Origin of the sequence: Haloferax prahovense, assembly GCF_000723845.1 — an archaeon.
Taxonomy (GTDB): Archaea; Halobacteriota; Halobacteria; order Halobacteriales; family Haloferacaceae; genus Haloferax; species Haloferax prahovense.
This window is the reverse complement of the sequence record NZ_LK053000.1, coordinates 2,439,014-2,455,490: the sequence shown is the minus strand read 5'-3', so window position 1 is coordinate 2,455,490 and position 16,477 is coordinate 2,439,014. Positions and strand designations below refer to the sequence as shown.

Below are 16,477 nucleotides of genomic sequence, written 5' to 3'. Positions count from 1 at the left end.
CTGAGTCCCACTCGCTCTGCTCGCGGGACTCCCGCCACGCCCGCTTCGCTCGTCGCGACGCTCCTCGCTGCACGGCCGCGGTAGAAATCGCAAATCCCGGAGTCCAGTCCCGTCGCAAACGTCTCTGACTCACCGCTCTTTCGTCTCCACGGCGGAACCCCGGCCCGCAACGGCGACAGCCCGTCTCCCGTGCTGCACGACATATCAGAAAACCACTATTCTACGGGCGTCCCTCGATTCGCCCCGGTTCACGCCGCGATAAAGCCCCGATTTAGCCGGCGGTCTGGATGCGTCGCCACGACCTTCCCTGATAAAATGGTATAAAAATAGAACTTAAACAGGACTTAAACTGTGAATTAGCTGAGAAAAAGACTTTTCCATCGGCCCGGATACCCGGTGACAATGGCAACCGACGACGCCGACGGAGGGGAGCGAAAGGCGTTAACGGGTGATGTAACACCGCCCGTGGAGAGCGACACCGCTCCGGAGCAGGCGTCGAACGCGCGCGTCGGGTCGTACACGTGGGCAGACTTTCTCGACGAGTACGGAACCGACGGCGACGTGGAAGCCCTCTACGGGACCGATCCGCGGACGCGACGCGACGCGCCCGGCACGTCCCGGTGGGAGGAAGACGACGAGCGGGCGGCCTCGACGCCGACCCGGACCGACTGGGAGCGCGTCGACCTCGACCCCGAAGAGTACCTCGACTGTCACCCGGTCGACGCGGCGGAGTTCATCGGTAAGCGCGGCGCGCACGCGACGGACATCAACGAGCAGTTCGAAGCCTTCTGTAACCCCGAGACGACCCCCGTCGTCAAGGACGTCTGGCTGTGGGAACACTACAAGCGGGAGTACTACTACGAGGACGACGGTTCCCGCCCGCGGGATTCCGAGGGCGACATCGTCCGCTTCGACGCCGAAGAGGCGCTCGGGTTCGACCCCGACTACATCGAGAACGCGCTCGCGCGGGCCGGCCAGCGCGCCGAGGAACTCGACGCAGTCGTCGAGGAGCGAACGGTCGATGTCGACCCCGAGTTCGACGAGGACGCGTTCTTCTCCAGCGTCGACGGCACGACCACGCTGGCGAACCGCTACGACCTCGAGAAGGCCGTCCCGATGGAGAAGAAGACGCACTTCCGCGAGGTCGAGCGCTACTGGGTGAACAAGCCCTACGCGTTCGTCATCATCTTCCACTCGGTCAAAGAAAACGAGAAGAAGTACTACGTGGTCGAACCGTACCTGAACCGCATCGAAGACGACCTGACGGAGTTCCTCACGAACAAGCTTCGGACCGCCATCAAGTACGGGGACGAAAGCGTCGTCGAGGGCGGCCGCGACAACCGCGGACGGGTCATCGAGGCCGAGACGTACGAACTGCTCTCGCGGTACGACCTCTACGACCCGCCGGCGTCGGCATCCGCGGCTGGCGAAAGCGACGACGGTTCGGCCACTGACGCGGCGGCGGAGTCTTCGGGCCTCGCGTCTCGGCTCGGACTGGACGGCTTCCTCGGTGGCGGAGGTGGGTCGACGGACGGCTCTTCGGCGACTCCCGCGACCGCCGGGCGATTCGGCGGACTCGGCGGTATCGGGTCCCGACTCGGGTTCGGTTCCGTCTTCGGCGGCCGCGCCCGCGACGCCGACGATGACGCCCCGCTCGGCGGCATCGACGGTATCGCCGCCCGACCCGAACCGGCGGTCCTCGCCGACGACGCCGACGACCTGAACGACTACCAAGTCCGGAAGCTCCAGTACTACCTCCGCCGCGACTTCATCGGCTACGAGCGCATCGACGGCATCAAACACGACATCAACGTCGAGGACATCTCCTGCGACGGCTACAACTCGCCGGTGTTCGTCTACCACTCCGACTACGAACAGATCATCTCGAACGTCTACCACGGCGAGGGCGAACTCGACGACTTCGTCGTGAAACTCGCCCAACGCTCCGGGAAGGGCATCTCGAAGCGCCGCCCGCAGGTGGACGCGACGCTCCCGGACGGGTCGCGCGCGCAACTCACCCTCGGTCGCGAGGTGTCGGACCACGGGACGAACTACACTATCCGCCAGTTCAAGGACGTCCCCTTCACGCCCATCGACCTCATCAACTGGTCGACGTTCTCGCTGGAGGAGATGGCGTTCCTCTGGCTCTGCATCGAGAACGACAAGAGCCTCATCTTCGCGGGCGGCACGGCGTCGGGGAAGACCACCTCGCTCAACGCCGTCTCGCTTTTCATCCCGTCGAACACGAAAATCGTCTCCATCGAGGACACCCGCGAGGTCGAACTGCCCCAGCGCAACTGGATCGCCTCCGTCACCCGGCCGTCGTTCGCGGACGACGACAAAGGCGACGTGGACGAGTTCGACCTGCTCGAAGCCGCGCTCCGCCAGCGCCCGGACTACATCGTCATGGGCGAGATTCGCGGCGAGGAGGGCCGGACCCTGTTTCAGGTCATGTCCACGGGTCACACCACCTACACGACGTTCCACGCCGACTCGGTCGGCGAGGTGCTCAAGCGGTTTACGACCGCGCCCATCAACGTCTCGAAGACGATGTTCACCGCCCTCGACCTCGTGTCCATCCAGACCTCGACGCGGGTCGGCGGCAACAAGGTGCGCCGGAACAAGTCGCTCACCGAAATCAACCACTACGACCCCGAGAACGACGAGATAAACGTTCAAGACGTCTACCAGTGGCAGGCCGAGACCGACGAGTTCCTCCAGATGGGTTCGTCGAACACGCTCGAAGAGATCAAGTTCGACCGCGGCTGGAATCAGGAGACGCTCGAACTGGAGGTGTTCAAGCGACAGGTCATCCTCGCGTACCTCATCGACCGCGGGCTCAACACCTACACGCAGGTCGCGGCGACGTTCCAGGCGTTCATCAACGACCAAGACACCATCCTCGGACTGATGGCGACCGACGACCTCGAACGGAGCCTCGAAGACCTCCGGGAGATGGAGTCGGTCCACATCAACATCGACCCCGAGAGCGAGGCGATGGTCCCGCGACCCGACCCGCCGGAACACGTCCGAAAGCTGGCGAAGGAAATCCTCCGCCGGGCCGAAGAGGAGCTGTTCCCCGACTACCGCGGCCGCGACGTGGGCGAGGTCGCGGAGGCGCTCAACCACATGCGCGACGAGTCGGACGTGGAGGCGACGCCCGGCGAGCGCGGCGAACTCGACTCGCTCGACGCGTCGACCCGAGACCCTGAACTCGACGAGGGAGACGACCGCGACGAACTAGACGCCGGCGACGAAACTTCCGAAATCGAGGGCGACGACGGGCCGTCGTCGCTCGACGGCGAGGACGAGACGCCGGCGCTGGAGGCCGGGCGCGACGAGGCGGACGCGGACCGCGAGGGCGACGAGCCGACCGGCTTCGGCGACCCCGGCGGGGCGTTCGGCTTCGACGACGCGCCCTCCTTCCCCGACCCCAACGGCGACGACCTGGACCTCGACGACTTCTTCGGCGCGTTCGGCATCGACGACGGGTCGGACTCGACCGCGGCTTCGGACGGCACGGCGGGGCGAGGCGAACCCGACAGGGCCGACCCCGACGACGCGGCCGACGAGACGTGGGGCGGGTTCGAGGCCGCCGAGGCCGACGACCCGCACGAGGGCGACGAGGACGACGACGCGGGCGCTCGCGGGACCGACTCCGAAGAGGGCGAGTAGATGAGCAACCTCGACTCGAAGACCTCGGGCGGCCTCGACCGCAGTACCGACACCCTCGGCGACGCCTTCTACCCGCTGTTTCAGCTCATCTTCGACGAGGACGGCGAGTTCGTCGCCGACATCGAAGAAAAGTTGCAGCAGGCACGGATGCCCGACACCGTCGAACTCTACCTCTCGCGGGCGCTCGCTATCGGCGTGCTCGTCGGCCTCGCACTGTGGCTCGTCGGGATGGCCGTCGGCTACGGCGTCTTCGCGCTCGGCCTCGTCTCGGCGGACTCGGTGAGCCTCGGGATTCCGGTCGGAAGCGAGTCCACGGCGGCCACGCTCCGGTCGCTCGCGATGCCCGCGGCCGTCGTCGTCTCGGGGCTCGTCTTCGGGTCGCTCGGCTTCGCCGGCGGCTTCGGGACGCTCGTCGCGATTCCGTACTCGACGGCGTCCGCCCGCAAGCGCGAGATAAACATGCTCCTGTCGGACTCCATCTCGTTCATGTACGCCCTTTCGGTGGGCGGGCTGAACCAACTGGAGATTCTGGAGGCGATGGCGCGCGCCGAAGACACCTACGGCGAGGTTTCCCGGGAGTTCCAGAGCATCGTCCAGGAGACGGAGTACTTCGGGACCGACTACCGCAACGCCATCCGGCAGCAGGCGATTTTGACCCCTTCGGACGACCTCTCGCAGTTCCTGACGGACATGCTCTCTATCGTCAACTCCGGCGGTAATATGCAGGGCTTCCTCGACGACAAGAAGGACAAACACCTCCGGACCGCGAAACAACAGCAAGAACAGACGCTGGAGACGATGGAGCTGTTCGGCGAGATGTACATGACGCTCTCGCTTTTTCCGCTGCTTCTCATCATCATCCTCGTCATCATGAGCATGCTCGGGGAGGCCCAGTCGAGGCTGCTGTACGCGACCGTCTACGGCCTCATCCCGCTGACCGGCGTCGGCTTCCTCGTCCTCGTCTCGACGGTCAAGCAGGACGAAATCGGCGACGGCTTCCTCAGCCCCGAAGACGAGAGCGACCGCCTGCAGGGTCAACAGCGCGAGGGGCTCGTCCACATGGGGCTCGTCGAGAGCTACGTCGGCGAGTTCAGCCTCTTTTCGCGCATCAAATCCCGCGAGGGGACGTTCAAGACCAAAGAGCTCCTGCGCCGCCCGCATCTGTTCTTCAAGCGGCACCCGCTTTTCACCCTCGCGCTGACGGTGCCCGCGGCGCTCTCGCTCCTCGCCGTCTCCGTCGTCGAAGGTGCCGCCCCGACGACGTGGGACGGGATGGTGGCTAACCCCGTCTGGGGGACGTTCATCTGGTTCTACGTCCCGGTCTACCTCGTCGCGGTGCCGCTCGCCGTCTTCCACGAGTGGAACGTCCACTCGCGGTCGGCCATCACGGGGAAGCTCTCCGACAACCTCCGAAAGCTGTCGAGCGCGAACGACACCGGCCAGACGCTCCTCGAGTCCATCAAGACCGTCTCCGACACCTCCTCGGGGAAACTCGCGGACGAGTTCGAGGTGATGTACGCGAAGGTCCACTACGGCATGAGCCTCAGAGAGGCGCTCGTCGAGTTCAACAACAAGTACCACATCCCGCGGCTCGCCCGGACGGTCAAGCTCATCACGAAGGCCCAGGAGGCGTCGAGCCAGATAACCGAGGTCCTAACGACGGCCGCGCAGGCCTCCGAGAACCAGGACGACATCGAGCGCGAGCGCATCTCGCGGACCCGGATGCAGGTCGCCATCATCCTCATGACCTACGTGACGCTGCTGGCGGTGATGGCCATCCTGAAGACGCAGTTCCTCGACGTGATGGCCGGCCTCTCCTCGCAGGCGTCGAGTTCCGGCGGCGCGACGACCGGCGGCCCGAGCTTCGGCGGCGGCATCGACCCCGACCTGCTGTCGCTTCTGTTCTTCCACGGCGTCACCATCCAGGCGATGCTCTCGGGGTTCATCAGCGGCTACATCCGCAACGCGGACCTCCTCTCGGGGGTCAAGTTCGTCGTCATCCTCCAGACGCTCTCGCTCGCGGTGTGGATGGTGGTCGGCTGATGCGGCGACGCGACCGCGGCGACGGCCGACGCAGTGACGGCCGACGCGGAGCTCCCGGCCGGAGCACCCGCGCCCAGACGACCATCGACTTCGCCGTCGGCGTCGGCATCTTCCTCCTTGCGGTCGCGTGGGTCGTCGGCACCATCCCGCAGATTCTCGACCCCTTCGAGGCCGAACAGGACCGCCCGCTCGTCGCGAACCGCGCCGCCGACTCGCTCACCCAGCGCCTGCTCGTCGACGACGAGAATCCGGACGCGCTCGACGCGGCCTGCACCGAGGCGTTCTTCGACGGAGACCCGCCGCCCGGCGACTGCGACTACGGGAGCGCCGACCCCAACGCCGCGACCGGAATCGACGCGTCCTACGGACTCAACGTCACGCTCTCGCGGGGTGGGACCGTCGTCGAGACGACCGGCGAGCCGGTCCCGACAACCCGGAGCGTCGTCGCCGCTCGGCGGGCAATCCTCCTCGACGGCGAGCTCCACGAGCTATCGGTGAGGGTGTGGTGACCGTGTCTCGCGCACAGGCCCACGCGCTCGAAGCCATCGTCGCCGCGATGGTGCTCCTCGCCAGCGTCACGTTCGCGTTGCAGGTGACCGCGGTGACGCCCCTGACCGCGAGTACGTCGAGCCAGCACATCGAGAACCAACAGGCCGCCGTCGCCGACGGCGTCCTGACGGCGGCCGCCGAGACCGGCGCGCTGAAGCGGACGCTCCTGTTCACGCACCCCGAAAACGGGAGCTTCTACGGCATCGACGCGCGCGGCTACTACGTCGACGGCGGCCCGCCGACCGCCTTCGGGACGATGCTCGACGAGTCCTTCTTGGACCGCGGCATCGCGTTCAACGTCTACGTACACTACCTCCGCGACCGGGAGGTCCGCCGGACGAGCCGACTCGTGTTCATGGGTGAACCGAGCGACCACGCCGTCTCGCGGACTCGGGTCGTGACGCTCGCGGACGACGACGCGCTGACCGAGCCGGGAACGTCGCCGGGCGGCGAGCCTCGCGCGGTCGAGACGACCAAGACGCTCGAATCGGTCGCCGCCGCGAGCGACGAGACGTATTTCATCCAAGACGGGAGCGCGGGGCCGCTCTACGGCGTCGTCGAAGTGGAGGTGGTCGTATGGCGGATGTGACCGACGCGTTCGACGGCCCGAGGGACGAGGCGACGGGAGCCGTGCGCTTCACCGGCGACGACCGCGGTCAACTGATGCTCGTCGCCGCCCTCGCAATCGCGGTCCTCCTCGTCGGTCTCGCGCTGACGCTCAACACCGCGATTTACACGGAGAACCTCGCCACGCGGACGACCGATACGAGCCTCGACGGGGCCGTGAGCCACGGCCGAACGGTCGAAGCCGGTGCGGGACTCCTCCTCGACGAAGCCAACCGCGAGGGCGGAACGTACGGCGAACTCGCCGGCTCGTTCGACGAGACGTTCGGCAACTGGAGCGACGCGACCGCGACGCTCGCCGCGGTCAGGGGAGCCGCGACGAACGCCTCGCGCGTCGACCACGTCGAGGGCACCCGAATCTCGCAGACCGACGCGGCGCGGAACTTCACGGACGGGAACGAGACGACCGACTGGACGCTCGCCAGCGGCGTCGGCGTCCGCGGCGTCCGGTTCAACGTCTCGCGCGACTCGCTCGCGACGAGTAGCGGGTCGGCGTTCGAGCTCGTCGTCGACGACGGGACGAACGCGGTCGAGACGGAGGTCTACCGGAATTCGACGCGGGTCTTCGTGACCGTCGAGGACGCCGGCGGGAGCCGGACGACCTGCGGCGTGGCGGCCGACGCGGGCGATTACGTCACGATTGACGTTGCCGACGGCCGACTCGACGGGGCCACCTGCGACCCGCTCGATGCGGTCCACACCGACCTCGACGGCCCTGTCACGCTCTCGTACCGGAACGCCGTGCAGGCCGAGGGGACCTACGAACTGTACGTGAACGAGACGAACGCGACGGTGTTCGACGCGGCGAAGTACGCGCCCGCCGGGAGCGGGTCGTCGCCGGTCGCAGAGCAGGCGCTGTACGCCGTCAACGTCTCGTACGTCTACGAGACGGGCGAGGCGTACGTCTACCGAGAGCTTCGGGTCGCGCCGGGTGAGATTGCGTGACGCCACCGATAGCCCCGGACGACCGGGAGAACCGCGTTCGGCGCGGGAGCCGCGGGCGCCGCGCCCGCTCCCGTTCGACCGACCGCGGCGTCTCAACGGCGCTCGGCTACGTCCTCACGCTCTCCATCACGGTCGTTCTCATCTCGGGGCTGTTGGTCGCCGCCGGCGGCTTCGTCTCCGACGAGCGCGAGCGGGTCACGGAGACGGAACTCGACGTGGTCGGAAACCGGCTCGCGGCCGGCATCGAATCGGTCGACCGAATCGGGGCCGCACCGGGCGAGTCGCGGGTCGAGGCGACGGTACGACTGCCCCCGAGGGTCGCCGGCACGACCTACTCCATCGAGGTGGTGTCGGGGTCGCCGAACGAACTCGTGCTCACTTCGACCGACCCCGAGGTGACGGTCCGCGTCCCCGTCTCGACCGAGACCTCGCTGACCGCGAGCCGAGTCGACGGCGGCGACGTGACCATCACCTACGACCCGTCGTCGGGGCTGGAGGTGAACTCGTGAGCGACCGCGCGGTGAGCGACACGCTCGGGTTCGTCTTCGTCTTCGCCATCGTCCTCTCGATGGTCGGTCTCGTCAGTGCCGTCGGGATGACCGGCCTCCAAGACGCCCGCGACGTGGAGCGCGTCAACAACGCCGAGCGCGCGCTCGACATCCTCGGCGACAACATGGAGGACATCGCCGACCGCGGCGCGCCGAGTCGGGCCACGGAGGTGAAACTTCAGGACGCTCGCTTGACCCTCGACCGGCCCGTCGAGTTCGTCGTCTCCGGGGAGTTGACGTCGGACCCGTCGGTCAACTTCACGAACACCTACGACGTCTCGCCGGTCGTCTACACGGCCGATTCAAGCGACGAGCGAGTCGTCTACGCGTTCGACGCGCTTCTCAGGACTCGCGGCGACAGCGGGACGTTCGTCCGGCGGCCATCGTTCGTCCTCACCGAAGAGCGGGTGTTGATTCCGGCGTTCGTGACGCGCCCCGACGAGGAGGCGACGACCTCGGTCGGCGGGTCGGGGACGTTCCTCATCCGAGCCGACAAGGCCGCGAGCGACGTGTTGGCCGCGCGGACCGACGGGCAGTACGACGTGAATCTAACCGTTCGCTCCCCGCGTGCGGCGCTCTGGCGCGAGGAGCTATCGAGCCGTCCCGACGTGACCTGCGACCCGGTCGTCCCGGCCGCGACACCCGACAGCTATCCGAGCGTCTCGTGTTACGTGAACGGGGCAGAGCGCGTCTACGTCGTCTCGACGTCGGTCGATATGACGTTCGCCGACTGAGAGACTGAAACCCGGGGTCGGACACCGCCGTGACGGTCGGTCGGGAGACGCACCCGCTTACTGGACTTCGACTTCGACCTCGTTTTCCGTGACGTGGAGGAAGGTGATGAACTGGCCGCCCTCGGCTTGGTCGTAGTCGAGTTCGCCGCGCGACCCGGACTCGTCGACGCTCTGGCTGTTGCCCGGACCGTCCGTGACGGTCAGTTCGAACTGCGGCGCGGCCAGCGAGAAGTAGTGGTTGACGACGAAGTCCATCTGAGCGGTGTCGCCGTCGGCCTTCGAGAACGTCTGGCCGCTGTCGGCGTCGTGTTCGTCGAAAGTGACGCTGTCGTAGGCTTCGCCGTCGACGATTTCGGGGGCGAACTGCCACTTGTTCTGGTTGCCGAAGCCCTTGTCCGACTGGATGTCGCCGTAGGTCATCGTCTCCGAACTCGTGAAGTCGACGGTGAGTTCGGGAGTGCTGGCCGTGCAGTCGATGCTCACCGCGTCGCTCGTGTCCGGGTCGAGGTCGGTCGCCTGCCAGCCGTGGTACTTGCCGTCCTCGGTGGCGTAGTAGAGCGTCAGGTCGAACGTGCCGTCGTAACTCCCGCTCTTGCACTTGTCGTCCGCCTGCACGTGGAGTTCGAGGTCCTTCTGGTCGCCGTCGTAGTACAGCCCCCACTCCATGTTCTGGAGGTGCTGGTCGTTCGAGAGCGTGAGCGAGAACGTCGAGACGTTGTGGTTCGCGGCCATCCCGCGCACGTCGACCGACGTGCCCTCGTTCGGCATCTGGAACTCGCCGACGAGCCCGAGCGTCTCCAGTTCCACGCTCGCGGTCCGGTTGGCGTCGTCGACCGTCACGGTGCCCTCGCTCCGCGACTCGAAGAACGAGGCCCATCCTCGGTAGTGGTCGCTGTGGACCGTCACGACGACCGTTCCGTTGCTGACGGGGTTATCGAAGCTGGCCGTCGGTAGCTCGTCGTAGCTCGCGGTCTCGTTGGGGTAGACACGCCGAGCGCGCTCGGTCGCCGAGACTCTCGCGGACACGTCGCCCGACGCGGACCCGTCGCCGGCGACCCGAACGACCGGAAGCGTCAGCGTCGCGCCGCGGTAGTGGAACTCCGGCGGCGAGACCATGGTCGTGCCGCCGTCCTGCGTGCGCCAAACACCGCCTCCTTCGTAGGCGATTCGGGCGTCGCCGTCGCGGTACTCGACGCTTCCGAGGGACTCGTTGTAGAGCTCTTGGTCGTCGCCGGCGTCCGTGTAGTTCTTGTGCGTGACGCGTATCCAGCCGGTGTCGTCGTCGACGACGTAGGTACCGCCGCCGGTCCCGCCGAGGTCGACGAACTGCGTCTCTCCCTCGCCGAGCGCGGCGATGGCGACCCGCGAGTCGAACAGCGTCATCGAGTGCTCGGCGCGCGTCAGTTGGGACTCCTGTTTCGTCTCCTCGAGGGCGACCCCGCCGAGCGCGACGACGGCGGTCGTTCCGGCGACCGTAATCGCCAACAGGAGAACGACCGCAATCGGCGAGGTCTGCGCCGTCCGGTCTCTGACGACGCGATAGACCAGTGGAACACGGGGACGACCGCTCATTACCTGACTGGAGGCGACGCGGGGTGAAAACCTCGCGGGGTACCTGACAGTCTGGTAAGTGGAATCGTTCGCTGGGACTGGCCTGCGCCGCGTCGGAGGCCCCGTGTCATGGAAAACGAATTTCACCGGGATACGAGACAGACAGACGAGTGACCAATGTCGGAGGATGCCGAGACGACGACCGGGCGGACGACGCGAAGGCGGAGAACCATCGACCACGAGCGGATATTTCGCCGCGACGACTACACGTGCCAGCACTGTGGGCGCGAGTACGACGAGGGCTCGAACGTTCTCGAGGTCGCCCATCAGCGCCCGGCGCGGGATTTCGAGAACCCCGACGACCCCGAGAATCTCGTCACGCTGTGCCCGAACTGCCACCGGAGGTTCGACATGGGCGAACTCGGCGACAGAATCGCGTCGAGCCTCCAGCGCGACTTCCGCGAGCGGGCGAAGGCGAGAAACCACGCGAGTACGGTCGAGGCGTTCGCGGGCGACGCCATCGAGATAACGAAACTGAACGTCCTCATCGCGAGCGTCTTCGGGACGGGCGTCACGGTGCTCCTCCAAGCGGACGTCGTGACGGACGTCTCCGCGCTGGCGAACGTCGGCGTCGGGTTCGGCGGACTCGCGTGGGTGCTATCCACGGGGTTCACCCTCTTGGCGTATCATTCGTGTCGCACCTCGGGAGCGAGTTCCAGCGCCATCGAGGAGGTTCTGGAGCGCGGCGACGACGACGAACTCCCCCAAGAGACGACGAAAATATACTACCGAAACGCCAGGCGAATCGGCATCGCAATCGGCCTGACGCTCATCTGCGTCCTCTTGCTCATCGCCGGAATCGCCCTCGCGGTGACGGGTGATGGTGGGCTCGCGGCGCTCGTTGGGTAACGATAGCGTGTGCCGACCGCTGGGGCGCTCACAGACGAATCCGGATTGAATTATCACCCAGTTCGATTGCCGGACTCGCCGGGAGTCCCGCGAGCAGAGCGAGACGGCACTGCCGTCTCGCATGCCATGCGGGCGACTCGCGGGTCGCCCGCAGACGGAGCGAGTGGGACGTCGGCGAGTCCACGAATGACTGAAGGGACGAAGTGACCGAAAGGAAGTGAGTGGACTCGCCGGGATTTGAACCCGGAGGAAGACGTGCTCGCTTACGATGTTCGCTCCGCGCGACTTCCAGGGCTTCAAATCCACGCGCTCGCTACGGCGAGCGCTCGTCTCGTCATTTCTTTACTTCGTTCAGAAATGGACTCGCCGGGATTTGAACCCGGGGCCTCTCCCATGCCAAGGGAGTGATCTACCCCTGATCTACGAGCCCTCAAACGCAATCATTCATTCCCCGGTCGGATAAATAAGGGCTTCGAATCGTTCGACGGCTGTGGGGTGCGGACACAGATCGCATTCCGTTGTGGTTGTCCCTTGTCTACGCGGGCCGAACTTCACAGACGTACACATCCGTGAACAGGTTTCGGAACGTCCCCATCCAATGCTCTTGGGTGTCCTGAAACTGGTCCGTGTGTGCTTTGACTTCCACGAGAACCGGGCCGCCGAACAGCTGTTGGTCGATGCCAACGAGGTCCGGTGCGCCGGAGAACCCGAGCGCCTCACGCACGCGCTCGATGGGTTCGGCTCGGTCGAATATTTCAGTGAGAACCGTTTCAGACGCGTCGGTCCGCATCGGTCCGGCGATCTCGCGGAGGCCGCGTTCAATCGCGTCCGCGAATCTGACACGCGAAAATCGACCGTGTTCGTCCAAGTTATCGGTCTCCCACGCCGGTTCTACGAACTGTTCGCCATCGAGGACGGGCTGATTCCGCGTGCTGTCGATATTGATGACGAGGCCGCCGAGACACTCGGTGAGGTAAGTCGAAACCAAGTCCTCGGCGTTGACCGCATCGCCCTCGTAGCAATACTCGTACGTTTCTGGCGATTCGAACGACTCTGGGTACGACGCCGTGTCTGTCGCCCAATCCTTCTCTAGGTAGGTTCGCCCCTCGATTGTGCTGGTCCCCGTCAACCGCCTGAAAACGAGTTCATAATCGCCGGCACCGTATTGCATCGTGTAACCGCTGTCGGCGTTATCCCGTATTGACTTGTTGGAACGGCCGAGACGCGTTCCAAACGTTTCTCCGCTCCCGGCAACGAACCGACTCGTTTTTTCCGTCGCTGACGGAACGATTCGGTATGACTGACGACGACGCTCCCGAAGTCCCGGTCGTGTGCGAGGCCTGCGACACGACCACGCGCGTTTCGCTTTCCGAGGTCGCGGACGCCATCGAGCGACACAACGAACAGGTCCACGACGGGGACGATATCGCGCAGGTCGACCCTGAGATTGTCAAGCACGTGACCGACCTCGCGGCGAAGGACATGAGCGTGTTCGAAGACGAGGCGTGAGCCGCAGGGAGGCGCTGACGCGTCGCATCTTTTCAGCCGCGGTAGCTCGGATACCGATTACCGGACTTGTGGGACGCCCATAGCGGGGCAAACGGTTGACCCGGAATCCACCAGTCCTTCGAGTGCGATTGCAGGACTCGCCGGGTTGACCCCGGGAGTAGACGTGCTCGCTCACACGGTTCGCTGCGCGCGACTTCCAGGCAAACCCACGCACTCGCTACGGCGGGTGCCCGGTCGCCATTTCTTCGCTTCGTTCAGAGTGGACTCGCCGGGAGTCCCACGAGCAGAGCGAGACGGCACTGCCGTCTCGCATGCCATGCGGGCGACTCGCGGGTCGCCCGCAGACGGAGCGAGTGGGACGTCGGCGAGTCCACGAACGACTGAAGGGAACGAAGTGACCGAAAGGAAGTGAGTGGACTCGCCGGGATTTGAACCCGGAGGAAGACGTGCTCGCTCACGATGTTCGCTGCGCGCGACTTCCAGGGCTTCAAATCCACGCGCTCGCTACGGCAAGCGCTCGTCTCGTCATTTCTTCACTTCGTTCAGAAATGGACTCGCCGGGATTTGAACCCGGGGCCTCTCCCATGCCAAGGGAGTGATCTACCCCTGATCTACGAGCCCGCACCTTCTGGTAGCCGTCGCCCGTTTAGAAGCCCTTCGATTCCGTCCGAGGCGAGTTGAGGCCGAGTCGAATCCGAGTCGAAACGGTTTAACCCGGCGCGCGTGGACAACACGATGGGAATCCAGCACGGCCGCAAATCTGACTCGCCCGGTTCGGGCTTGGGATTGCGGTAGTGCCCCAGCAGTCGGTGATACGACTGCGGGGTACTCGTTTCTGCGGTCAGTGCGGTTCCAACCCGCAACAATGGCACGAATGCACACCCGCCGCCGTGGCTCGTCCAGCTCGGACAAGCCGGTGGCAGACGAAGCACCGGAGTGGAGCGACGTCGACGCGGCTGACATCGAAGCCCGCGTCGTCGAACTTGCAGAACAGGGCAAGGACCCGAGCCAGATCGGCCTGTCCCTGCGCGACGAAGGCGTCAAGGGCGTTCCCGTCCCGGACGTCAAGCTCGCCACGGGCAAGAAGGTCACCACCATCCTCGAGGAGAACGACGCCGCAGGCGACCTCCCCGAGGACCTCCGTAACCTCATGGAGCGCGCCGTCCGCCTCCGCGAGCACATGGAGGAGAACCAGCAGGACAAGTCCAACCGTCGCGCCCTGCAGAACACGGAGTCGAAGATTCGCCGCCTCGTCTCGTACTACCGCGGCGACAAGCTCGACGACGACTTCACCTACAGCTACGACGTCGCTGTCGAACTCCTCGAAGAATAACTGAATGTCCGTGAGCCCCGCCGAACAGACACCCGCCGCCGACGCCGCCGCGACGCTCCGCGAGGCGACGTTCGTTCGCCTCCGCGTCAGCGCGAGCGGTGCCGCCGTCGCGGCCGCCGGTGTCATCGGCCGGGCGCTCAGGACACTCGACGTCCCCTTCCGCATCCGCGCGACCGACGCCCCCGACACTGTCGCAAACGACGACGTTGTGGCAGTCGTGGGCCTGTCGAACGCCGATGCGGACCTCGAACTCGACCCGACCGACGCCGTCTCTATCGTCCGCGAACTCGGAGTCGACCCCGACCCGGCGGTCGCGCTGGCCTGCTTCCACGCCGCCGGCGTAGCCCCGGACGACGACACCGACCTCGCGAACGCCGCGGCCGACGCGGGCGTCGAAGCCGGACCCGGCGTGGCCGTCCCGACGGGCGACCTCGCAGACGGGCTGGCGCACTCGACGCTCGTCCACGCGTCGTTTTCGGCCGACAGGGAGCGCGCGCAGGCGACGCTCGCCGAACTGTCGCTCCCGGCCGAACTCGACGCGGACGCCCGCAGACGCGTCGCCTCCATCGTCGCCATCGACGCGACGACCGGTGAGGCGACCGCCCGAGCGGCGACCGCCGTCGAGCGCGTCTTGCGCTCGGAGGCGACCCCGAACGGGCCGTTCGAAACCGTCGGCGGCTTCGCCGACGTGCTCGACGCGACCGTCCGGGAGTCGCCCGGGACCGCCGTCGCGCTGGCGCTCGGACACAGCGTTCGAGACGCGGCGCTCGACGCGTGGCGCGACCACGCGCAGGCGACCCACGGCGCGCTCCGCCAGGCGACGACGGGACGCTACGAGAGCCTCTACGCGCTCTCCTGTGACCTGTCGTCGCCGGGGCGACTCGCCACGGTGGCGAGGCTCGCCCGCGACTTCCGCTCGCCCGAGCCGACCGTTCTCGCGGTCGGCGTCGGTGCCGCGGCCCTCGTCTCGACCGGCCCCGCCGGACTGGACGAGGCGCTCGCCGCGGCCGCGAACGAACTGCCGGACGCGTCCGCGACCGGGTCGCCGTCGGAGGCGACGATGACGTTCGACTCCGCGGCGGAGCGGAGCGATGTCGTCGCGGCCGTCAGGGAGGTGCGCCGATGACGCGGCGTGCGACCCTGCGGACGACCCACGGCGACCCCGGCATCGTCGCCGGCGCGCTCGAACCGGACAACACGGCGTCGATGCGCACCCGAGTTGAGGGGGACGAACTCATCACCACAATCGAACGCGATTCGACCGGTGGCCTGCACGCCACGGTCGATGACTACGTCGTCAACGTGACGGTCGCCGAGACCGTCATCGAAGCCACACGAACGCACACAGACACTAACCATGAGTGAACGATCCGTCTCCAAGCAGAAGCGCGGAAAGCGATGGTACACCGTCATCGCTCCCGAGAATTTCGACCGTAAGGAACTCGGTTCGACCTTCGCGGACGAACCCGAGAAGATCAACGGTCGCACCGTCGAGTCCACCCTCGGCGAACTCAACGACGACCAGGGCGCCAACAACGTCAAGCTCACGTTCAAGATTACCGACGTGGGTAGCGACGCCGCCTACACCGAGTTCATCCAGCAGGAGCTCACCCGAGACTACCTCCGTAGCCTCGTCCGCCGCGGCGCGTCCAAAATCGAGGCCAACGTCACGGCTATCACCAAGGACGACTACCGCGTCCAGCTCCAGCCCGTCGCCTTCACCACGAAGAAGGCCGACCGCAGCCAGGAACACGAGATCCGTCGCATCATGACGGAGCTCACCCGCGAGGCCATCACGGGCCACACCTACGACGCGCTCACCGAGAGCGTCGTCGAGGGTCGCCTCTCGTCGGCCATCTACGGCGACGCGAAGGTCATCTACCCCCTGCGCCGCGTCGAGGTCAAGAAGTTCTCCCTCGAGGCCCGCCCCGAAGAGGTCGAGGCCGAAGAGGAAGCGGCCGTCAGCGTCGACGAAGACGACGTCGCAGTCGACGTGGACGAAGAAGAGACCGAAGCGTAAGCCCGTCTCGCCGACGGCTCGACTTCGAATTTCGACT

15 protein-coding genes and 2 tRNA genes are annotated in these 16,477 nt (G+C 66.2%); 13 read left to right on the top strand and 4 right to left on the bottom strand.

Annotated features, from left to right (window positions below; translation table 11 throughout):
• Nucleotides 1-402: 402 nt before the first annotated feature.
• The 7 genes from BN984_RS12325 to BN984_RS12295 are packed head-to-tail and all read left to right on the top strand — an operon-like array spanning nt 403 to nt 9,118.
• Nucleotides 403-3,675, top strand: a complete 3,273-nt coding sequence (locus BN984_RS12325) for a type II/IV secretion system ATPase subunit (protein ID WP_049968351.1) — start codon at nt 403-405, stop codon at nt 3,673-3,675.
• Nucleotides 3,676-5,718, top strand: a complete 2,043-nt coding sequence (locus BN984_RS12320; protein ID WP_008092853.1) for a type II secretion system F family protein — start codon at nt 3,676-3,678, stop codon at nt 5,716-5,718. It begins immediately after the preceding gene.
• On the top strand, nt 5,718-6,227 hold the full coding sequence (locus BN984_RS12315; protein WP_008092852.1) for a DUF7287 family protein: 510 nt from the start codon (nt 5,718-5,720) through the stop codon (nt 6,225-6,227). Before BN984_RS12320 ends, BN984_RS12315 begins: the two co-directional genes overlap by 1 nt.
• Nucleotides 6,221-6,856, top strand: a complete 636-nt coding sequence (locus BN984_RS12310; RefSeq protein ID WP_049968350.1) for a DUF7288 family protein — start codon at nt 6,221-6,223, stop codon at nt 6,854-6,856. Before BN984_RS12315 ends, BN984_RS12310 begins: the two co-directional genes overlap by 7 nt.
• Entirely contained in the window at nt 6,844-7,836 is a 993-nt protein-coding gene (locus tag BN984_RS12305) for a hypothetical protein (protein WP_049968349.1), read from the top strand. Before BN984_RS12310 ends, BN984_RS12305 begins: the two co-directional genes overlap by 13 nt.
• Nucleotides 7,833-8,345, top strand: coding sequence for a DUF7266 family protein (locus BN984_RS12300; protein ID WP_008092847.1), 513 nt, complete (start codon nt 7,833-7,835; stop codon nt 8,343-8,345). The genes BN984_RS12305 and BN984_RS12300 overlap by 4 nt, the downstream gene beginning before the upstream one ends.
• Complete coding sequence (locus BN984_RS12295; RefSeq protein ID WP_008092845.1) at nt 8,342-9,118, top strand: DUF7289 family protein; 777 nt, start codon at nt 8,342-8,344, stop codon at nt 9,116-9,118. The genes BN984_RS12300 and BN984_RS12295 overlap by 4 nt, the downstream gene beginning before the upstream one ends.
• A gap of 57 nt (nt 9,119-9,175) precedes the next feature.
• On the opposite strand, the gene BN984_RS12290 is transcribed toward BN984_RS12295, so the two are convergent.
• The gene (locus BN984_RS12290) at nt 9,176-10,690 is read right to left on the bottom strand and encodes a DUF7289 family protein (RefSeq protein WP_049968348.1); all 1,515 of its coding nucleotides are present in this window, start codon (nt 10,688-10,690) and stop codon (nt 9,176-9,178) included.
• Between the two features lie 156 nt (nt 10,691-10,846).
• Here BN984_RS12290 and BN984_RS12285 point away from each other — a divergent pair, with 156 nt between their 5' ends.
• Nucleotides 10,847-11,578 carry an HNH endonuclease gene (locus tag BN984_RS12285; RefSeq protein ID WP_008092840.1) on the top strand — a complete coding sequence of 244 codons (732 nt, stop codon included), beginning with the start codon at nt 10,847-10,849 and terminating at the stop codon, nt 11,576-11,578.
• A 358-nt stretch (nt 11,579-11,936) separates the two neighbouring features.
• On the opposite strand, the gene BN984_RS12280 is transcribed toward BN984_RS12285, so the two are convergent.
• Together BN984_RS12280 and BN984_RS12275 are read right to left on the bottom strand one after the other, a co-directional pair.
• A tRNA-Ala gene (locus tag BN984_RS12280) sits at nt 11,937-12,008 on the bottom strand.
• A gap of 105 nt (nt 12,009-12,113) precedes the next feature.
• A complete protein-coding gene (locus BN984_RS12275; protein WP_081909197.1) occupies nt 12,114-12,749 on the bottom strand; it encodes a VRR-NUC domain-containing protein in 636 nt (211 codons plus the stop codon).
• 125 nt (nt 12,750-12,874) lie between these two features.
• On the opposite strand from BN984_RS12275, the gene BN984_RS12270 reads away from it, so the two are divergent.
• Entirely contained in the window at nt 12,875-13,087 is a 213-nt protein-coding gene (locus BN984_RS12270) for a hypothetical protein (RefSeq protein ID WP_004977436.1), read from the top strand.
• A 549-nt stretch (nt 13,088-13,636) separates the two neighbouring features.
• Here BN984_RS12270 and BN984_RS12265 read toward each other — a convergent pair.
• Nucleotides 13,637-13,708 (bottom strand) — tRNA-Ala (locus tag BN984_RS12265).
• 244 nt (nt 13,709-13,952) lie between these two features.
• On the opposite strand from BN984_RS12265, the gene BN984_RS12260 reads away from it, so the two are divergent.
• From BN984_RS12260 to BN984_RS12245, 4 genes are read left to right on the top strand one after another with little or no spacing between them, the layout of a single operon-like run.
• On the top strand, nt 13,953-14,420 hold the full coding sequence (locus tag BN984_RS12260) for a 30S ribosomal protein S15 (protein WP_004977438.1): 468 nt from the start codon (nt 13,953-13,955) through the stop codon (nt 14,418-14,420).
• A 4-nt stretch (nt 14,421-14,424) separates the two neighbouring features.
• Nucleotides 14,425-15,546 carry a hypothetical protein gene (locus BN984_RS12255; protein WP_049968346.1) on the top strand — a complete coding sequence of 374 codons (1,122 nt, stop codon included), beginning with the start codon at nt 14,425-14,427 and terminating at the stop codon, nt 15,544-15,546.
• Nucleotides 15,543-15,785: a KEOPS complex subunit Pcc1 gene (locus BN984_RS12250; protein ID WP_008092830.1), complete on the top strand. Its 243-nt coding sequence runs from the start codon at nt 15,543-15,545 to the stop codon at nt 15,783-15,785. The genes BN984_RS12255 and BN984_RS12250 overlap by 4 nt, the downstream gene beginning before the upstream one ends.
• Nucleotides 15,778-16,440, top strand: a complete 663-nt coding sequence (locus tag BN984_RS12245) for a 30S ribosomal protein S3ae (RefSeq protein WP_049968345.1) — start codon at nt 15,778-15,780, stop codon at nt 16,438-16,440. Before BN984_RS12250 ends, BN984_RS12245 begins: the two co-directional genes overlap by 8 nt.
• Nucleotides 16,441-16,477 lie beyond the last annotated feature (37 nt).